Genomic DNA, 18,823 nt, shown 5'->3' with positions numbered 1-18,823 from the left:
ACGTTACACAAACTGAATGCTCAGATCTTCATGTTGTAATATCCTGTCTATAGTAATCCCTGCTCCTAAACTGAACCCTGAGCGAAGTGAAGATGAACCTGACTCCCTTACAATCCCGCATCCTTCGGGAAATTGTGTCTTATGTCCGCCGCGAGCAGCTTCCTCACGGAACACATGTTGTTGAGTCGCAACTGGCACGTGAGCTCGATTCCTCACGCTCACCAGTCAAGACTGCTCTGAAATACCTTACTCAGCAGGGGATGTTCATTTATGACAAGAATCGAGGCTACTTTCTGGCGCAGAACGCCAGCGAACTGGGTCATATGGCTGAGCACCTTTCGGCAACAAGCGAAGATCCTATTTATCAGAAAATTGCGGAACTCCGTCTGACGCGGCAGCTTCCGGAGCTTTTCACGGAGATCGAGTTAATGCGCGAACTAGACGTGTCGCGAGCCGTGTTGCGCAATGTACTTACCCGCATACAGCAGGAAGGCTGGCTGGAGTTCCGTGCGGGTCAGGGCTGGAAGACTCTCCCGGCAATTGATTCCATTGAGGCTTATCAGGAAAGCTATGCCCTGCGTATTATGATCGAACCTGCCGGGCTGATGTCGGATGCATTTAATATAGACCGTGAACGCCTCGAAGAATGCCGCCGTCAGCACCAATACATTGCTGAAGGCGGCTTTATGACAATGACACCGCTTGAGCTCTTCGAGGCTAATTCCGATTTTCACGAAATGCTCGCCAGCTGCTCAGGAAACCGCTTCCTGTTACAAACAGTTAAACGTTTAAATCAGCTTCGCCGCCTCGTCGAATACCGGCAGGCACAAAAAAAACGTCAGCAGCGTAAAAGCCATTCTGTTGAACATATTGAAATTATCGACTTACTGTTATCTGGTGACAGGCTGGCTGCAGCCAATAAATTGAGATTGCATCTCGAAAGGGCGAAGTCCAACAAAGTACAGTCCGACATTTTCAGCGGTCAGGTAACGGAATTTCCGCTATCGACAACGGCATGAAGATAACGGCGCACTATAAGGCGCCGTTTTCCTATGCTTACCAGCAAATCATCAATTTCCCTTCTCTCTGTGCCCGCAAAAAATTCAGAATATTTGTCCTGAGCTGAATAAAACTTGCTGTATCGCTATTGTATTTAATTATCATATAATGCAATCATCACTGAGTGATGGTGAGGCTTCTTTTACAGCTCAAATGGCTACGCCTGACCATAATCCCGATTTTTAAAAGCAGCTGAGATAACACACCATGACCTTATCCCTACGCCCCAATCTGTCTTTATCTAAGGAAAAAATTAAAATTTTACTGCTGGAAGGTATCGATCCTTCAGCAGGCAAATTACTCAACGATGCTGGTTATACGAATGTTCACAAAATCTCGCACGCTGTTCAGGGTGAGGAACTCAAAGCGCTGATTCAAGATGTCCATTTTGTTGGGGTCCGCTCCCAGAGTAAGCTCACTGCAGATGTACTTGCTGCAGCGGAAAAACTGGTCGGCATTGGCTGCTTCTGCATAGGAACAAATCAGGTAGACCTGACTGTGGCTTCTGAAAAGGGGATCCCAGTGTTTAACGCCCCTTTTTCTAATACCCGGTCAGTGGCTGAGCTGGTGATTGCTGAGTCCATCATGCTGCTGCGCGGCATTCCGGATAAGAGCCGCATAGCGCATAATGGTGGATGGCTGAAATCAGCGAAAAATTCCTATGAAATTCGCGGTAAGACGCTGGGGATCGTAGGCTATGGCGCTATAGGTGCACAGCTTTCCGTTCTCGCCGAGGCTGTAGGTCTTGAAGTCATTTATTATGATCTGGAAAACAAACTGCCGCTGGGTAATGCCCGACAGATCCCCCGTCTGGAAAATTTGCTGGCACAAAGTGATATCGTTTCACTTCATGTACCGGAAGATAAAACAACCGAATGGATGATTGGTGAGAAACAGATTCAAGCCTGTAAGCCGGGCTCCATCCTGATCAATGCCTCGAGAGGCCGCGTTATTTGCATTGAGCCGCTCGTTGAAGCCCTCAAAAGCGGGCATCTCCTGGGCGCGGCGCTGGACGTTTTTCCTGAAGAACCGGGCAGTAACAGCGACCACTTCGTTTCTCCGCTACAAGGAATGGCAAACGTTATCCTTACCCCACATATCGGCGGCTCAACCATTGAGGCGCAGAAGAACATTGGGGTTGAGGTGGCGCAGAAATTCATTATGTACAGTGATACCGGGGCAACCACCGGGTCAGTAAACCTGCCGGACGTACGTCTTCCTCAGCATGAAGGAAAACATCGTCTGCTCCACGTTCACCGCAATGTCGCAGGTGTGCTCTCTGCCGTAAACGGCATTTTATCCTGCCATAACGTCAACGTATCTGCTCAGTATCTGCAAACCAGGAATGGCTTGGGTTACATGGTAATGGATGTAGATAGCAGCTATCCATCGGCGGTGATTGACGAACTCAATCAAGTCGAGGGAACCATCAGGACGCGCATTCTTTACTGAAAATTATGGGCTGCGGATAAACAAACAGGGTAGGAAAACAATGAAATTTCTCATATTGCCAGGCGACGGAATAGGTCCGGAAATTATTGCGGCTGCAATCAGTGTACTGAAGGAGGCAGACAAGCACTTTGGGCTGAGTATCCAGTATGACTACCAGGAGATTGGTTTTACCAGCCTTGAGCGATATGGCACTACACTGCGGCCAGAGCTGCTTGAAAGTGCCCGTGACTATGACGGCATTCTCCTCGGCACTATTTCCCATGCAGACTATCCCCGGCCTGAACTGGGAGGAATTAACGTCTCTGCTGCTTTTCGCACAGGCCTCGACCTCTATGCCAACGTCCGGCCTGCGCGCACTCGCCCCTTCCTGACAAGCAACCTGCGTGAGGGGCGTAGTATGGATCTGGTGATCATGCGCGAAGCGACAGAAGGCTTTTACCCTGACCGAAACATGGCACGAGGCTGGGGTGAGTATATGCCGACTCCTGATATAGCACTCTCCACACGCAAAATCACTCGTCACTGTAGTGAGCGTATCGCACGAAGCGCTTTTGAACTGGCTTCCCGGCGTCGCAACAAAGTAACGGCAATTCACAAAGCCAATAGCTTTCATATGACTGACGGGCTTTTTCTGGAGGCTGTAAGATCCGTCGCGCGGGAGTATCCATGGGTTGAACTTGACGAACTTCTGGTCGACGCAGCCACCGCTCATCTGGTGCGTAACCCGGAGCGATTTGATGTACTGGTCACAGAAAATTTCTATGGTGACATTTTGTCCGATCTCGCGAGTGAACTGGCTGGTAGCCTGGGGCTGGCGGGTTCGGTCATGGCGGGTGATAAGCAATGTTGTGCTCAGGCGCAGCACGGTTCGGCTCCGGATATTCAGGGACAGGACAAAGCAAATCCCACTTCTATGATTTTATCTGTAGCTATGTTGCTTGAATGGATTGGTGAGAAAAAAACACAGACTCAATTCTCCGATGCAGGACGTGCAATTCATGATGCGATCGACGCTGTTTTGGCCGATGATGTTAACCACACCCGCGATCTGGGCGGACAGGCCGGAACTAATGCTTTTACACAGGCTGTTACCCAGGCTCTGTGTTTATATTAAAACCTGATAAGCAGTAGCGGCATTAAAGCCATGTCATCACACCATGGCTTAACGGATAAGATAAAGCCACATAACTTACTGATGGCTGAAGAGGCGATGGCTCAGCGTATTGACCTGTGAGCCTTTAACAACGCATTCGTCCGCTGCTTTACGCCATTCGGCAAAGTGTGGCGCTGCACGGTGTGCATCTACTGCAGCTTCATCGTTGTAAAGTTCGTAGAAAACGAAGTGGAGTGGATCTTTCAGATCCTGCGTTACATCGAAGTACTGGCACCCTGGCTCATCATTAAAAGTGGCTCTGGCATTAGTCTCAATTGCTTTCAAAAACTTTTCCAGCTTGTCTTCATGTACCTGTACTGAAACGATGAGTGCGATCATATTTTTTCCTTTTATTTAGTGTTGAAAGGCTGAGGTAAAGGTACTGAAGTCTCTTCAGCCAGTCTGGCGAGGCTTTCCCATGTATGCTCTGCAATGCTGATGCCCGAGGCAAGGTTCTTCTCGGTGTTACGGTCTTCAATTTCACCCGGATAGAAGATTTCAGAAATGCCGTGCGCGGTCGGTACATCTTTAACCTGATCAATTAGCTGGTTAATGCGCGTATTAAACGCTTCACTATCCATTATGGCTTCTATGTCAATAGTGATAAGAAGATGTCCACATCCACTGCGCTTGTTCGCCTGATATGGGCCATTTACATCTTTACCAAACTTACTACCAGTAAGGACACCGGCAAGCACGTCCATCATGAAGGAAATGACATAACCTTTGTGACCCGCCATAGGCAGGATAAGCCCATTAATTGCATCACTTGCGATATTGGTTGGTACGCCATGTTCATCAGCTGCCCAGCCATCAGGTATTGACTCACTGCGCTCAGCTGCAAGGTAAATCTTGCCGCGAGCTACGGCTGTGTTGGCAATGTCCATTACAGCTACACCACGCTTGCCAGCAGGAGCGGCGATTGACCAGGGATTGGTTCCAATCAGCTTTTCTTTTCCACCCCATGGTGCCATTGCCGGGCTGGCGTTTGTTGCCAGAAACGTTACAAAACCTTTTTCAGCAGATTTTCGTGTAAAATATGCAGCAGTACCGAAGTGGTTAGAATTACGCACAGCAACCGCACTGATCCCATGGGTTTTGGCACGAGACATACCGAGATCAACAGCTTTCATGGTCAAAACCTGGCCAATACTGTGATTACCATCAATTACTACGATTGCGCCGACATCGGATTCAATGGCGCTCATGTCGGCTGGTTCCATTGCGCCATGACGCAGACGGTTCACATACCACGGCAGACGAAGCATGCCGTGAGAAGAATGCCCCCAAAGCTCAGCCGCAACCAGACTATCAGAAATCATCAGCGCATCATGTTCTGGAACGCCAAGCGCCTGAAAAATGCTTTTCCCGAACTTTCTTAAATCATCCGGATGAACCACTTTAGACATATCTTACTCCTGCAAATCTTCAGTTTTATGCCGGGTGGGTGTGCGACTAGTGAATGAAGCCGCGCCCTGGCCTGACGGATTAGGCCTTTCCTTCGTGGAGAAGGAATTTAGCATCCGATTCCATTGGTCTTCTGGTCATGGTCATCACGACTGAAATACCGGTTAAAAGCAGAAATTCGGCAATACCGAATTTCCACTTATATCTACCTTTGGTCAGTACCACATAGCCGGTGGCGATCGTGCAAAAAATGTTTCCGCCTACGACTACAAATACCATCGCCACATCTTTAGAGGCAGGTCACATGTCACTTAACAATGCCAAATTAAGAGATGCTATTGAAGCGACTCCCGTTAGATCAATAGAAAGCACGATGAGGATGACTGTGGGTTCAATGGTAAAATGGACTAACAGAATGGTTATGCCCACGAGCATTGAAAGCGCCACAGTGTTACACCTGCATATGCAAAATTATGTGCGCTATCGTACTTTAACCCCGACCTTGTGCATGCCGACTTTCAGGACCCGCCTGAAATGAGATCAACGGTCATGTCCCCTGAGCTGACATTCATGTCGACCTGTTTGAACATGTTTAGTTTATGTATCGATCACACGGGTTAATTGAATTATATTACTATAAAGTACAATCATCAAGCCGTCTGAAGGCTCCTGTCTATACGGATTGTGAACTGGATCGCTAAATTTATAATTTTAGTGAATGCAGGGCGTCCCGTTTAACGTTCTGATATAATGGTTTTTTTAAAGCTAAAGATATAAAGAGAAATTGAGCAATCGCTACTGATAAGTGTATTAAAAGCCATTTTAAAGTTAAGCTTTTATTGTTTTATAATTTAATTAAGATCATGATGAAAGGCCGACCTTTTGGCCGGCCATGAGATTCAATGATAGAAGGGAAATGCGCCGAAAAGGAGTCCGCCAGCCAAAAGAGCCAAACTCGCTATGATCCCCCACTTTATAGAAAATTTCTGATGGTCCCCGATATCCACTTTTGCCAACCCTACCAGCAGATACAGAGATGGCACCAACGGACTCAGCAGGTGGAATGGTTGCCCCACAATTGAAGCCCGAGCAATTTCCTCAGCAGAAATACCAAAACTTGCTGCTGTTTGTGCAATGACTGGAAGGATCCCAAAATAAAATGCGTCATTGGACATAAAGAAGGTAAATGGCAGACTGATGATGGCGGTAAATACTGCCAGGTACGGGCCAAAGCTCGGCGGGATAATGGCTAACAGAGACTTAGCCATAGCATCTACCATGCCGGTTCCGGACAAAATGCCCGTGAAAATACCCGCTGCAAAAATGAGTGATGTAACGGCTAAAACGTTAGCCGCGTGAGCACCTATACGCTCTTTTTGTTTGTCGAGCTGGGGATAGTTAAGCAGTACGGCGAATGCGAAACCAAGCATGAAAAGTACCTGAATAGGCATAATGCCAATTACCAGCAAAACCAGCAGCATGGTTGTCAGTAGCAGATTGAGCCAGAACATTTTTGGCCGGCGATTTTCCTCACATTCTTCTGCAGACCCATTCCCCAGAGTGACTTTGCTTTCATAATGATCGCCAACATGGATAGTGCCGAGGCGCTTACGCTCTTTCATGCCAAAGTAGAAAGCCATCATTATCAGACTTGCACACCCCATCAACATAGCGGGGATCATTGGCACAAAAATATCGAGTGCATCAACGCGCAGGGCTGCAGCCGCGCGCGCAGTCGGTCCGCCCCATGGCGAAAGATTCATGATGCCGCTGGCAAGGTTTACCAGACAGGTCATCATCAAAATATTCATTCCTAGCTTCTGATAAAGCGGCAGGAATGCGGCAACAGCTATCATGTAGGTGGTTGAGCTATCCCCGTCAAGAGAAACCAGTAGGGTCAGTATGGCAGTACCAAGCAGCACCTTAAGCGGATCACCCTTAACTAGTTTCAGAATGAATTTGACGAGAGGATCAAATAGTCCTGCATCAATCATGATCCCAAAGTAGAGAATTGAAAACGTCAACATTACACCAGTGGGAGCCAGGGTTTTGATGCCATCCATCATCATTCCCCCTAGTCCGTTCAGAAAGCCACCCAGAATGGCAAATATCACCGGGATCAGTATCAGCGCGGTCAGAGCAGACATTCGCTTACTCATGATGAGATACATGAAACAGACTACCATTGAGAAGCCAAGGATCGTTAACATGGCACTATCCTTCTAATTGTGTAGGTTTTCAGTACTGCTGTACCGAAAAACAGAGGGAGCAGAGTGACTTTTCCTTTTTTCATCAGTCCTTAAACAACTTACCGGTCAATCTCAACTCTTTATTGTTCAATGTATGTATAAAATACAATTTGAGTATCATTGATGAATGTAACAGGCATGAAAATTCTTTGTAACCATAGTGAATGCCAGGTTTGTTTATTTTTCTTAAATTTTGATCTTGATCTATGTTCGTCAAATGAACAATTTTAGAAAGGTTGTTTATACCGAGTTACTACGGGCTATTTCTGGCATCACGCCCTGTCCTGGTTTTGACGGGGGGAACTCGAAGCAGAGCAGATTTTGGGATTTCATGCGTGCAGGTCAAGCGTACTGGGCTCAGCATTGCGCTATTTAGCAGCTTCTGGCGACGATAAGAACTGATTAAGGGACGGGATTTATCTGCCACCCACTGGGGCGATGGGTCGTTGAGTAGGGTGTTGAGTTGCGCTTAATCAAGGCGGGCAGACCAACGCATAACGGATTTATTGAGAGTTTTAACGTTCGATCTCAGGATGAATGTCTGAATCAGCACTCGTTCAGCGATATCGTTCACGCCAGGGAAATCATTAATGACTGAGATCGTTTCTCCTCAGGTTAGTTCATGCAGAAGTTGGAAACGTCCGCTTCTGGCACAGGGCTGCTGTTGCAGCCCTCACAAATTAGACTTCAATAGACTCGGATATCTCCAGGGCATCATCCACTTCAATACCGAGATAACGGACTGTACTTTCTAGTTTTTTGTGACCTAATAGTAGCTGGATCACTCGAAGATTCTTCGTTTTTTTATAGATCAAATATGGCTTGGTTCTTCGCATAGAATGCGTACTGTACAGAGTCTCGTCGAGACCCAGCTTATCAATCCATCCATGAAAGATACGGTTATATTGCCTGGTTGAGATATGTCGTGAAGAACCGACGCGGGACTGGAATAGATAGTCGCTACTACGTAGATGAGCCATTTTGATCCACGCTGCTACAGCCTCTCTGGTTCCCTTAGTCAGTTCAAACTGAACGGGGCTTCCCGTTTTTTGCTGCAGCACTGTCGCTCTGCCCGAAACAGAGTGCCCATAGGCCACATCAGAAACTTTTAGCTTAACCAGATCACAGCCCCGAAGTTTACTGTCCAGAGCCATGTTAAACAGAGCTAAATCGCGTACTTTTCCTTCCAGTTCAAGTCTGATACGGATTCCCCAGATATGAGAAATCTGAAGAGGCCGTTTCTGGCCAATAATACGGCCCTTGTTCCAGGGGGATGTTGTCATGCTCAATCTCCTTTGGGTTAGGAGATGTGATTATGGTTGTCCCATATGAGCGAAAAGCAGAAGTTGACTATGATGCTCAACTGGGGGTTAACAACGTTCACTCCATGCATAAAGCAGATACGCCAACTACCGAACAATAAGACAATATTCTTAGATTGATCTTACTGATTAGTTTTCAACTGCACAGATTTACACAGAATATGAACTGAAACTTTTAAACCGCTTACGCTTGTCATTTAACCCCCTCCTTCTAACCTGAAGCATGTTGTGAGACAGCAAGCGCTCCTACCGCTGGCTGAAATGATGTCTGGCTGGCTCGCCAGGCACTTTTGTCATAACACTCAGAAGCCGCTTAAGAGTTTCAAAATCTCCACCGCGATTTATGCCTGCTGCCTACCTCAGGCGCAGGTATTTTTTTATCGTATTTTTAAGGCAAAGAAATCCCGGCAACATCCGCTTATGGCGCAAAGCGGACGCTATCCGGCTCAGTGTCTGCCCCAATGTCCGCTATGAGCGAGAAGCGGACATTGCAGATATCGCCATGTATAAATCTGTAGAAAGCAGGTCACAGACTTATATTCTGATATCCCCGCTAAGAGTTATCCCAGGCTAATTAGCCATAAAGATTAAAACGTCGGCTCATGAAGGAGTTTTTTTATCTGCTGCCTCGCCACGTATGACCATCCAGATCCCGAGAGAAGAGATCGCCATACCGAAAGCCATCTGCCAGGAAAGGGGCTCATTGAACATAACCCATGCCCAAATCATTGTGACAGGTGGGCTGAGGTACAGCACTGTGGTAACACGGGTTGCTGAGCTCCGGCGTAGACAAATCCAGTAGAGACCGTAGCCACCAAAAGTTGGCAGAGTTGCAGTCCAGAAGACGCTGAGCGTGAATCCCAGTGTGGGGATTGGCGCCAGGCTACCGTTGAAGCTTTCAATAACCGCAAAACCTATCACCGCGACGAAACACTGTAGCCAGAGATTGGGCAGAATATCCATAGATTGTGATTCATTACTGCGTTTCTGCCAAAGCGTTGCAACTGCAAGCGACAGCATACCCGCAACCGGCAAACCATAAGCCCAGAGTGGGGCGTTGCCAAACGTAAGCACGTTGTGGGTCACCCATATCACGCCGAGCAGTCCCGTGAACAGCCCAAGCCAGACCCGGATGGCTAACCGTTCCCTCAAAAATGCTGTCGACAGCAGCGCCATTCCCAACGGAAGGAGATCAGCACACAGGGCTGCGAGTCCCGCCGGGACACCTAATGCAATTCCTTCGGTCACACCGATCATGTATCCGACCATGGCCAGCAGACCGATTCCGGCATTTATCATTAGCACCCTGGGAGGTGTTTTTAACAGGGATCGGAACACGAACGGTAAAAGGACCAGCGTTAACAAAACATAGCGCCAGAACACGACCAGTAATGCCGGGGCGTAATTAATTGAAAAGCGTGCGCCGATGAAACCTGAACTCCAGGAAAAAAGTAAGGCAACCTCAAGCAGGGGCAAAGGAACGGTATATAGCCAGTTAAGGCTTAACGGATTTTTTCTTTGGGATTGATTTATTTTGCTCATTTAAAGAAGGTAATAGATTAGTGTAATCTGTTAAATCAAAATGATATGTAGGACTGGTTTAAAGAAGGTAAACATTGACCACAACACTTTCTATCGAGCTACTTCGCACCTTTCATGCAGTCGTACGAACAGGAAAATTCAGCGCGGCAGCTAATCTCCTCCACAAGAGTCCTGCAGCTGTCAGCATTCATATTCAGCGTCTGGAGGCCGTTGCAGGTGGGCAGTTACTGCACCGCGACAATCAGTCTGTGATGCTGACTGCTCTGGGGAAAAAGCTTCTGCGCTCAACAGCAGAGCTCCTGCGCTCGCACGATCGGATACTGGCTGACCTTCATGGTTCGAATCTTTCCGGACGGATCAGCCTTGGCATGCCCGATGAATATGCTGCTCAGGTTATCCGGGAGATACTTCCTTCATTTAGTGCGGCATGGCCGAACGTAGTAATGGAGTTGAAAATGGGGCCCAGTACCGAGCTTGAAGAGTGGATAGAGCGAGGAAAACTGGATGCGGCAGTGGTTGTCCAGCCTAAAGAAAAAATCAGTCCCGCTGCGCAATTGTTAATGTCAACCACGCCCGTCTGGGTGGGTCCTCTGAACAGTAACGTGGCGCTTGAAAATCCCTTGCCTCTGGCTGTCTACGCAGCGCCATGTATTTATCGGGAGGCTATTACCGCCTCCCTGAAAGCTTCAGGTCGACGTTCGCGTATAGTGCTGGAGAGCCATTCGAGTAAGGCGGTCCGGGCGTGTGTCGAGGCAGGACTGGCGGTAAGTTTAATGGATCGGGGTAAGGTATCAGGCCGCATGCAAATTCTTGAGAATATGCCTGCTATTCCTGACCATAATATCGTTTTCATACGAAGCGCCGCATCATGTGAGGACCAATCTGTGGATCTGCTTTCAAAAGCGCTTTGTCAATTATTTCGGTTTTAAATGGCTGATAAGATGTCTGGAATCAGATGTTCTTATTTCCTCATGGCTGTGTGAAAGATTTCCGCTGACATGCGCCTTAATGATGCAAACAACCCTTTTTTGCAATGTCCGCTTCTGGCACATAGCGGACGTTAGCCCTATCTCCCAATCGTAGTTGAAACAACTCCTTTACAATCTCACTTTTCAACAAGGGAAATACTCCTGTCGCTGTTCGGGAGCACTGAGCTCTGCTTTTATCTCTGTATTACAGCTCACAGCCGAGAGTACAGCGATGTATAAAAGTGAATGGATATCCCTGCGGATTGGGCTCGCCCTCCCTGGCTCGCACACGTTGTTCTTCAGTCAGGCCTTACCTGCACTGCTGGCGATGGTGCGGGGTTTTAGTGGCTAACTGAAATGTCCACGCTTTCCTGTGCCTCACATTTTCGTTTCTCACCGCTCTGGAATCACTCACTTTAGCTGGGTACGAATTTTAAATTACATCGCCCGCTTCAGCGGCAGTGGGGCCACCAGCACTTTTACGCCCAGGGCTTCAAACGCTTTAACCTGCGCGGGGCTGATGCCGCTGTCGGTGATCAGGTAGTGGATGTTGCTCCAGTCACAGGGCAGCGCGAACATGGATACCTTGTCGATTTTGCTGGAGTCCGCCACCACATACACTGTGCTGGCGGATTTGATCATCGCCAGTTTTACTTTGATATCCGTTTCACTGGGGAAACTCAGGCCCAGACGCGGCGAGATGCAGGCGGTCGCCAGGAAGAGTTTTTCAGCCAGCACGTTTTCAAAAAAACTGGCCGCTTTCTCGCCTGAGGTGGAGAGCGTCGGAAATTTAAAGGTGCCGCCGGTCAGCAGGATGTTGATCCCCGGCTCGCCACCCAGTTTCAGGGCGATATTGACTGCCGTGGTCACCACTGACAGACGGCGGATGTGGCTGATGGCGTCAGTAATCGCAGTAGTTGTGGTTCCGGAATCGAAAATCACCGTGTCGCCATTTTCGATATGCTGCGCCGCCAGCCGGCCAATTGCTTCTTTCTCTTCCAGATGGGTCTGCCGCTCCAGCAGCATCGCCCCTGTATTCTGCTTGCCCGTCATCAGCGTTGCGCCACCGTGGTAGCGCTGCACAAAGCCCTGTTTCTGCAGCATGCGCAGGTCGCTGCGTAATGTGGCTTCGGTCAGGCCAAAGGTCTCCGTCAGTGCTTTGACCGTGACCGTGCCATCCTCACGGATCATCTCCAGAATTTTCTCGCGGCGTTGCTGCATGTCAGCGAACTGCTCACTTTTGCTTTTCAATCGAAATGCTCCCTTTTCCAATAACCTGAGAGGTCGGGCAAACAAGGTCTCTGTGGCTGAGTTTAACGCGCCATTTTTATGAATGCGAGATAGCCAGATAGGCCATTGGTTTTCGAACGAAAATTAGCAATCCGCATGTTATTGAATCTCTCAGGATTTCCCGATTGCAGCAGTGCGGCTTTATTTCGGGACTGGAAGCCAGATCACGTCTTTTCAATCAGATAAAAGGCTTTGAGAGGCAGATGGTCGAAATTTGATCTGCTCCACACATCATTTCTTTTCGATAGCATATATTTTTGTTCGAAAATGAGTGAATCAGCTGCATCAGCAAAAATCTGAGGGGAAAAGTGGGATGAGTGGCGAATATGACGTAAACCTGCGCTACGGCGTAGATACCGCAATGAATCTGGCTGACAAAGTGGCGGTAGTGACCGGTGGTCTGGGCGGTATCGCCATGGCGACGAATGGCATGTTGCTGGAGAAGGGTGCGCGTCTGGCTCTGCTCTTTCCGCCGTTTGAAGCGGAGAAGGTTGCCAGTCTGCAGGCGGAGTTTGCGGCCGATCGGGTGCAGTTTGTCTGCTGTGATGTCACCGATCCCGCATCGGTGGAAGAGGCGTTTGACGCGGTCGTTTCACATTATGGCCGCATCGATATCCTGGTGAACTGCGCGGGCTACGTGATGCTGCAACCCGTGATTGAAACCGATTTTGCCGAGTGGCAGAAGCAGATCGCGGTGAATCTTACCGGGCCTTTTCTCTGCTCGCAGGCAGCTGCAAAGCTGATGATTCGTGCCGGTGCGGGCGGCAAAATTATTAATATCGCCTCTCAGGCGGCGTCCATCGCTATCGACAACCATGTCGCCTACACCTCCGCCAAAGCAGGTCTGCTGGGCATGACCAAAGTGATGGCCAAAGAGTTTGCGCCGCATCGCATCAACGTGAACACCCTGTCGCCCACCGTGGTGCTGACGCCTATGGGCGAGAAAGCCTGGCGCGGCGAAAAGGGCGAGCAGATGAAAAAACTGATTCCGCTGGGTCGCTTTGCCTATACCGATGAAATTGCCGCCGCCGTTCTGTTCTTCGCCAGCAACGGCAGCGACATGATTACCGGTGCCGATTTAATGATCGATGGTGGATTCACTATCTGGTAATGCCAGCCCAACACCCGGGACTTCATACCCTGCCATAACGATAAGAGAGAACATCATGAAAAAACGTACCCTGCTTTGCACTGCCGTGGCTGCCTGTCTGGTTTCGCAGGCGGCGTTTGCCGCCGAAAAAGGCACCATTATGATTCTGGTTAACTCACTCGATAATCCCTACTACGCCTCCGAAGCCAAAGGCGCCAATCTCAAAGCGCAGGAACTGGGTTACAAGACCACGGTGCTGTCGCATGGCGAAGATGTGAAGAAGCAGAGTGAACTGATTGATGCCGCTATCGGTAAGAAAGTGCAGGGTATCGTACTGGATAACGCCGACTCCACCGCCAGCGTGGCGGCAATTAAAAAGGCCAAAGATGCCGGCATTCCGGTGGTATTGATCAACCGTGAAATCCCGGTCGATGATGTGGCACTGGCGCAGATTACCCATAACAACTTCCAGGCAGGTTCCGATGTAGCCAACGTCTTTGTTGAGAAGATGGGCGAAAAGGGCAAATACGCCGAGCTGGCCTGTAACCTGGCCGACAATAACTGCGTCACCCGTTCAAAATCGTTCCATCAGGTGCTGGATCAATATCCTGATATGCAGAGCGTGGCGCGTCAGGATGCGAAAGGCACGCTGATCGACGGCAAGCGCATTATGGACAGTATTCTGCAGGCGCATCCGGATGTAAAAGGGGTGATCTGCGGCAACGGCCCTGTTGCGCTGGGCGCGATCGCTGCGCTCAAGGCAGCCGGTCGTAACGACGTGATTGTGGTGGGTATTGATGGCAGTAACGATGAACGCGATGCAGTGAAAGCGGGCACGCTGAAAGCCACCGTGATGTTGCAGGCCCAGGCGATTGCCGCCGAAGGCGTCACCGATCTCGATAATTTCATTCAGAAGGGCGTGAAGCCGGAAAAACAGCGTGTGATGTTCCGCGGCATTCTGATTACCCCGGAAAATGCTAAAAACGTCCAGGACTTCAACTACAAGTCGTAACTAACCGCTGCCGCGCCTGCGTAAGCGGGCGCCAGGGAGAAGAAGATGTCCCGAAGAGTCTGGCTGACGCTGGTGGTCTTGCTGTTAAGCGGCTGCAAAATTGTGTCGCAGCAGGAGCTGGCTGACCTGAAAAATCCACCCAATCCAAAAATGGCTAACATCGACCAGCTGTGGCAGCAAAAACTGGTGCCGCAGGTCCAGGCGGAGGCGAAACCGCTGGCGACGCTGATGAAGTCGCTGCAGTCTGCCAAAGACTTTGACAGCGCCTGTCAGACTTATGGCTATCGCAGTCAGGCTGAGAATCCCTGTGTCTTTAGCGTCTCGGTTCGCGGTGAGGTGACCGCGGTAAACACAACGTCGCGCAGCGGAAAAATGACGGTTAAAGACGAATCAGGTGACAGTGTCACTATTCAGACGGGACCGATTATTCGCGGGACCGCGTTGCGCGATGCCTATAAAGGTGCGAGCTATCAGGACTTTAATGACCAGGTGCTGTTTGGTGACTACGGTAAGGCGATCAACCAGCACGCTTCCACCCTGATGCAGCAGTTCGCGCCGAAAGTGGGCGATAAAGTGAGTGTTTCCGGTGTGTTCAGTAGCTGGGATATTCCGCAGCAGTTGCCGGATATCACTCCGGCTGCGATTACCCGGCAATAAGGAGCGGCAGATGCAAAACCCTCAACCGCAACCGTCCGGCGACGTGATTATCGAAACGCGCAATGTGTCGCGCCTCTATCCCGGTGTGACCGCGCTCGATCAGGTCAGCTATCGGGTCTACCGCAACAAAGTGAATGTCCTGATCGGGGAAAACGGGGCCGGTAAGTCCACCATGATGAAGATGCTGGCGGGGGTGGAAACGCCGTCGTCGGGCGAGATTCTGCTGGATGGCAAAGTGGTCTCACTCAACTCCACACATCAGGCAGAAAAACAGGGTATCAGCATCATTTTTCAGGAGCTAAACCTGTTTCCGAACATGAACGTGATGGACAACATTTTTATCGCCAATGAGTTTTTCCAGCGCGGTGTAATCAATGAAAAGTATCAATACGCGCTGGCGAAGTCGCTGCTGGACCGTCTCCAACTGGATGTCGATCCCTACGCGCCGCTGGGCGAGCTGGGCATTGGTCATCAGCAGCTGGTGGAGATCGCCCGCGCGCTGTCGAAGGATACCCGGGTGTTGATCATGGATGAGCCGACCAGCGCCCTGAGCCAGTCGGAAGTCAAAGTGCTGTTCAGCGTCATCGACCAGCTGAAGCGGCGCGGCGTCACCATCATCTACATCTCTCACCGGCTGGAAGAGCTGATGGAGATTGGCGACCACATCACCATTTTTCGCGATGGCCGCTTCATCAGTGAGCGTGAGGTGCGCGACGCCAGCGTGCCCTGGATCATCGCTCAGATGGTGGGTGATAAGAAAAAACAGTTCGACTATCAGCCTGCGCCACAAGGAGAAACGGTGCTGGAGGTCGAGGGACTGACCGCGCTGCATCAGAACGGCGGCTACAAGCTGAATGAGGTCAGTTTTACCCTGCGCAAAGGCGAGGTGATTGGCATTTATGGACTGCTGGGGGCCGGACGTACTGAGTTGTTCAAGGGGCTGATTGGCCTGATGCCCTGTCAGTCGGGCCGGGTTCGGCTGGCCGGTAAAGATCTGGCGAAACGCAGTTTTCAGCAGCGGCTGAAAAGTGGCATCGCGCTGGTGCCTGAAGATCGCAAGGGCGAAGGGGTCATTGAACTGATGTCGGTGACGGCCAACATGACGCTTTCTGACTTCAGTCTGCGCGGTTTTCGCCGGGCGCTGGGGCTGCTGAATCCGGGCCGGGAGCATCAGCGGGTGAATGAAATGATCGGCCATCTGGCGATCAAAGTCAGCGATCCTGATCTGCCGGTGACGGCGCTGAGCGGCGGTAATCAGCAGAAGGCGGTGCTGGGGAAAGCGCTGATGACCGGACCGCAGGTGGTGTTACTCGATGAGCCAACGCGCGGCATTGATGTGGGCGCTAAAACCGACGTCTATCACCTGATTGGCAACCTGGCGCAGCAGGGGCTGGCCGTGATGTTCTCATCATCCGAACTGGATGAGGTCATGGCGCTGGCAGACCGCATTTTAGTGATGGCCGATGGCAGGATCACGGCCGATCTGCCGCGCGCAGTGGCGACGCGGGAACATCTGATCGCGGCATCAACCCCGCAGGATTAAGCGCCTTATTTTATTTGTCAGTCTGAAGCGGGGCAGTGCTCACCATCCTCACGTACTGCGTGTACGTTTCGGTTGTTATGCGCTGTCCCTGTCCGGACTGCCTGCAACGATTACGCGAACAGGAACAGGCTCTAAGCTGGCCGGAGAATGTCATGAACCAAAAATATCTGCTTTATATGTATTTGCTTAAAGCGCGCACTTTTATTGCATTGCTGATAGTGGTCGGCTTTTTCAGCGTGATGGTGCCAAACTTTCTGACGCCCTCCAACCTGTTGATCATGACGCAGCACGTGGCGATTACCGGACTGCTGGCGATTGGTATGACGCTGGTCATCCTCACCGGCGGTATCGACCTTTCGGTGGGCGCGGTCGCGGGGATTTGCGGCATGGTGGCGGGTGCGCTGCTGACCAATGGCATTCCGTTGTGGGGCGGCAATACGCTATTTCTCAACGTGCCTGAAGTGATTCTGGTGGTGGCCATCTTTGGCGTGCTGGTGGGACTGATTAACGGCACGGTGATCACCCGTCTGGGCGTGGCGCCCTTTATCTGCACCCTGGGAATGATGTATGTGGCGCGCGGTGCGGCGTTGCTGTTCAACGACGGCGGCACCTACGCCAACCTGATAGGGCTGCCCGCACTGGGCAACACCGGTTTTGCGCTGCTTGGCTCCGGCACTGTACTGGGTGTTTATCTGCCTATCTGGCTGATGCTCGGCTTTTTACTGCTCGGCCTCTACCTGACGCGCAAAACCCCGCTGGGTCGTTATATCTATGCCATTGGCGGCAATGAGTCCGCCGCGCGTCTGGCGGGCGTGCCGATTATCAAAGTGAAAGTCTTCGTCTACGCCTTTTCTGGCCTTTGTGCCGGTCTGGTCGGGCTGGTGGTCGCCTCGCAATTACAGACCGCACATCCGATGACCGGCAATATGTTTGAGATGGACGCCATTGGTGCCACGGTGCTGGGCGGTACGGCGCTGGCAGGCGGCCGTGGGCGGGTTTCCGGCTCGATTATTGGCGCGTTCGTTATCGTCTTTCTGGCGGATGGCATGGTGATGATGGGCGTTAGCGATTTCTGGCAGATGGTCATCAAAGGCCTGGTGATTGTGACTGCGGTGGTAATCGACCAGTTCCAGCAACGTCTGCAAAGCAAAGTGGTGCTGCTGCGTCGCCATGAAAAAAAGCAGCAGGCAGCGCCTCTCACTGATGTCCGTCACACATAACAGGAGCAATTATGAGCCGCGAACAACGTGGAAAAACAGTGGTGATTACCGGTGCCTGTCGCGGCATTGGTGCCGGGATTGCGGCGCGTTTCGCCCGCGACGGGGCCAGGCTGGTGATGGTGTCAAATGCTGACCGGGTCTTCACGACCGCCGACCAGATTCAGCAGCAATACGGCAGTGAGATTCTGGCGCTGCAGGTCGATGTCACGGATGAAGCGGCGGTGCAGCAGCTCTATCAGCAGGCATCTGAGCGCTTCGGTCAGATTGACGTCTCAATACAGAATGCGGGTGTGATCACCATCGACCGCTTTGACACCATGCCGAAGAGCGACTTTGAACGGATTCTGGCGGTGAATACGACCGGCGTCTGGCTCTGTTGTCGTGAAGCGGCAAAATATATGGTGCAGCAGCGCAGCGGCAGCCTGATCAACACGTCATCGGGGCAGGGACGCCAGGGCTTTATCTATACGCCGCACTATGCCGCCAGCAAAATGGGCGTGATTGGCATCACCCAGAGTCTGGCGCTGGAGCTGGCGCCGTGGAATATCACCGTCAACGCTTTCTGTCCCGGCATCATTGAAAGTGAGATGTGGGATTACAACGATCGCGTCTGGGGCGAGATTCTTAGCAGCGAAGAGAAAACCTACGGCAAAGGTGAGCTGATGGCGGAGTGGGTGAAAAACATTCCGCTGAAGCGCGCCGGTCAGCCGGAAGATGTTGCGGGACTGGTGGCCTTTCTTGCCTCGGACGATGCGCGCTATATCACCGGGCAGACCATTAACGTGGATGGCGGGTTAATCTTCTCCTGACAGAGGCTTTTCTGCGTTGGGCCTGCGTGAAATGCAGGCCTTATTGAGTG

At 50.9% G+C, this 18,823-nt stretch carries 16 protein-coding genes and 1 pseudogene; 11 read left to right on the top strand and 6 right to left on the bottom strand.

Annotated elements, in window-relative coordinates; all coding sequences use genetic code 11:
• Positions 1-92 precede the first annotated feature (92 nt).
• The 3 genes from P2R09_RS13855 to P2R09_RS13845 all read left to right on the top strand — a co-directional run bounded on the left by P2R09_RS13855 (position 93) and on the right by P2R09_RS13845 (position 3,625).
• Positions 93-1,019, top strand: a complete 927-nt coding sequence (locus P2R09_RS13855; protein WP_275770519.1) for a GntR family transcriptional regulator — start codon at positions 93-95, stop codon at positions 1,017-1,019.
• A gap of 247 nt (positions 1,020-1,266) precedes the next feature.
• Positions 1,267-2,511 (top strand): phosphoglycerate dehydrogenase, encoded by a 1,245-nt coding sequence (gene serA / locus P2R09_RS13850; RefSeq protein WP_275770517.1) that lies wholly within the window; start codon positions 1,267-1,269, stop codon positions 2,509-2,511.
• 40 nt (positions 2,512-2,551) lie between these two features.
• A complete protein-coding gene (locus P2R09_RS13845; protein ID WP_275770515.1) occupies positions 2,552-3,625 on the top strand; it encodes an isocitrate/isopropylmalate dehydrogenase family protein in 1,074 nt (357 codons plus the stop codon).
• Between the two features lie 75 nt (positions 3,626-3,700).
• Here the strand turns inward: P2R09_RS13845 and P2R09_RS13840 are convergent, their stop codons facing one another.
• The 3 genes from P2R09_RS13840 to P2R09_RS13830 all read right to left on the bottom strand — a co-directional run bounded on the left by P2R09_RS13840 (position 3,701) and on the right by P2R09_RS13830 (position 7,281).
• A complete protein-coding gene (locus tag P2R09_RS13840) occupies positions 3,701-4,003 on the bottom strand; it encodes a putative quinol monooxygenase (protein ID WP_275770513.1) in 303 nt (100 codons plus the stop codon).
• Positions 4,004-4,014: 11 nt separating this feature from the next.
• On the bottom strand, positions 4,015-5,073 hold the full coding sequence (locus tag P2R09_RS13835; RefSeq protein ID WP_275770511.1) for an Ldh family oxidoreductase: 1,059 nt from the start codon (positions 5,071-5,073) through the stop codon (positions 4,015-4,017).
• An 897-nt stretch (positions 5,074-5,970) separates the two neighbouring features.
• Positions 5,971-7,281: a CitMHS family transporter gene (locus P2R09_RS13830; protein WP_275770509.1), complete on the bottom strand. Its 1,311-nt coding sequence runs from the start codon at positions 7,279-7,281 to the stop codon at positions 5,971-5,973.
• Between the two features lie 359 nt (positions 7,282-7,640).
• On the opposite strand from P2R09_RS13830, the pseudogene P2R09_RS13825 reads away from it, so the two are divergent.
• Positions 7,641-7,915: pseudogene (locus P2R09_RS13825) on the top strand (integrase core domain-containing protein); the annotation flags it as partial.
• An 85-nt stretch (positions 7,916-8,000) separates the two neighbouring features.
• Here the strand turns inward: P2R09_RS13825 and P2R09_RS13820 are convergent.
• On the bottom strand, positions 8,001-8,603 hold the full coding sequence (locus P2R09_RS13820) for a site-specific integrase (protein ID WP_275770507.1): 603 nt from the start codon (positions 8,601-8,603) through the stop codon (positions 8,001-8,003).
• Positions 8,604-9,242: 639 nt separating this feature from the next.
• The gene (locus P2R09_RS13815; protein ID WP_275770505.1) at positions 9,243-10,184 is read right to left on the bottom strand and encodes a DMT family transporter; all 942 of its coding nucleotides are present in this window, start codon (positions 10,182-10,184) and stop codon (positions 9,243-9,245) included.
• 74 nt (positions 10,185-10,258) lie between these two features.
• Here P2R09_RS13815 and P2R09_RS13810 point away from each other — a divergent pair, with 74 nt between their 5' ends.
• Positions 10,259-11,113, top strand: coding sequence for a LysR family transcriptional regulator (locus P2R09_RS13810; protein ID WP_275770503.1), 855 nt, complete (start codon positions 10,259-10,261; stop codon positions 11,111-11,113).
• Between the two features lie 477 nt (positions 11,114-11,590).
• Here P2R09_RS13810 and P2R09_RS13805 read toward each other — a convergent pair whose 3' ends face one another.
• A complete protein-coding gene (locus P2R09_RS13805) occupies positions 11,591-12,403 on the bottom strand; it encodes a DeoR/GlpR family DNA-binding transcription regulator (RefSeq protein ID WP_039660387.1) in 813 nt (270 codons plus the stop codon).
• A 352-nt stretch (positions 12,404-12,755) separates the two neighbouring features.
• Here P2R09_RS13805 and P2R09_RS13800 point away from each other — a divergent pair, with 352 nt between their 5' ends.
• From P2R09_RS13800 to P2R09_RS13775, 6 genes are all read left to right on the top strand, one after another.
• Positions 12,756-13,553 carry a GolD/DthD family dehydrogenase gene (locus tag P2R09_RS13800; RefSeq protein WP_275770500.1) on the top strand — a complete coding sequence of 266 codons (798 nt, stop codon included), beginning with the start codon at positions 12,756-12,758 and terminating at the stop codon, positions 13,551-13,553.
• A 55-nt stretch (positions 13,554-13,608) separates the two neighbouring features.
• A complete protein-coding gene (locus P2R09_RS13795) occupies positions 13,609-14,544 on the top strand; it encodes a D-ribose ABC transporter substrate-binding protein (RefSeq protein ID WP_003848377.1) in 936 nt (311 codons plus the stop codon).
• Between the two features lie 45 nt (positions 14,545-14,589).
• Entirely contained in the window at positions 14,590-15,201 is a 612-nt protein-coding gene (locus tag P2R09_RS13790) for a DUF2291 domain-containing protein (RefSeq protein WP_003848375.1), read from the top strand.
• A gap of 10 nt (positions 15,202-15,211) precedes the next feature.
• On the top strand, positions 15,212-16,744 hold the full coding sequence (locus P2R09_RS13785; protein ID WP_275770498.1) for a sugar ABC transporter ATP-binding protein: 1,533 nt from the start codon (positions 15,212-15,214) through the stop codon (positions 16,742-16,744).
• 152 nt (positions 16,745-16,896) lie between these two features.
• Positions 16,897-17,964, top strand: a complete 1,068-nt coding sequence (locus P2R09_RS13780; protein WP_110411497.1) for an ABC transporter permease — start codon at positions 16,897-16,899, stop codon at positions 17,962-17,964.
• Positions 17,965-17,975: 11 nt separating this feature from the next.
• The gene (locus P2R09_RS13775) at positions 17,976-18,773 is read left to right on the top strand and encodes an SDR family oxidoreductase (RefSeq protein WP_003848368.1); all 798 of its coding nucleotides are present in this window, start codon (positions 17,976-17,978) and stop codon (positions 18,771-18,773) included.
• Positions 18,774-18,823: the final 50 nt, after the last annotated feature.

This window comes from Pantoea sp. Cr_R13 (assembly GCF_029222565.1).
GTDB lineage: Bacteria > Pseudomonadota > Gammaproteobacteria > Enterobacterales > Enterobacteriaceae > Pantoea > Pantoea eucalypti.
The sequence above is the reverse complement of the archived record's forward strand: the minus strand, read 5'-3'. Positions and strand labels throughout refer to the sequence as shown.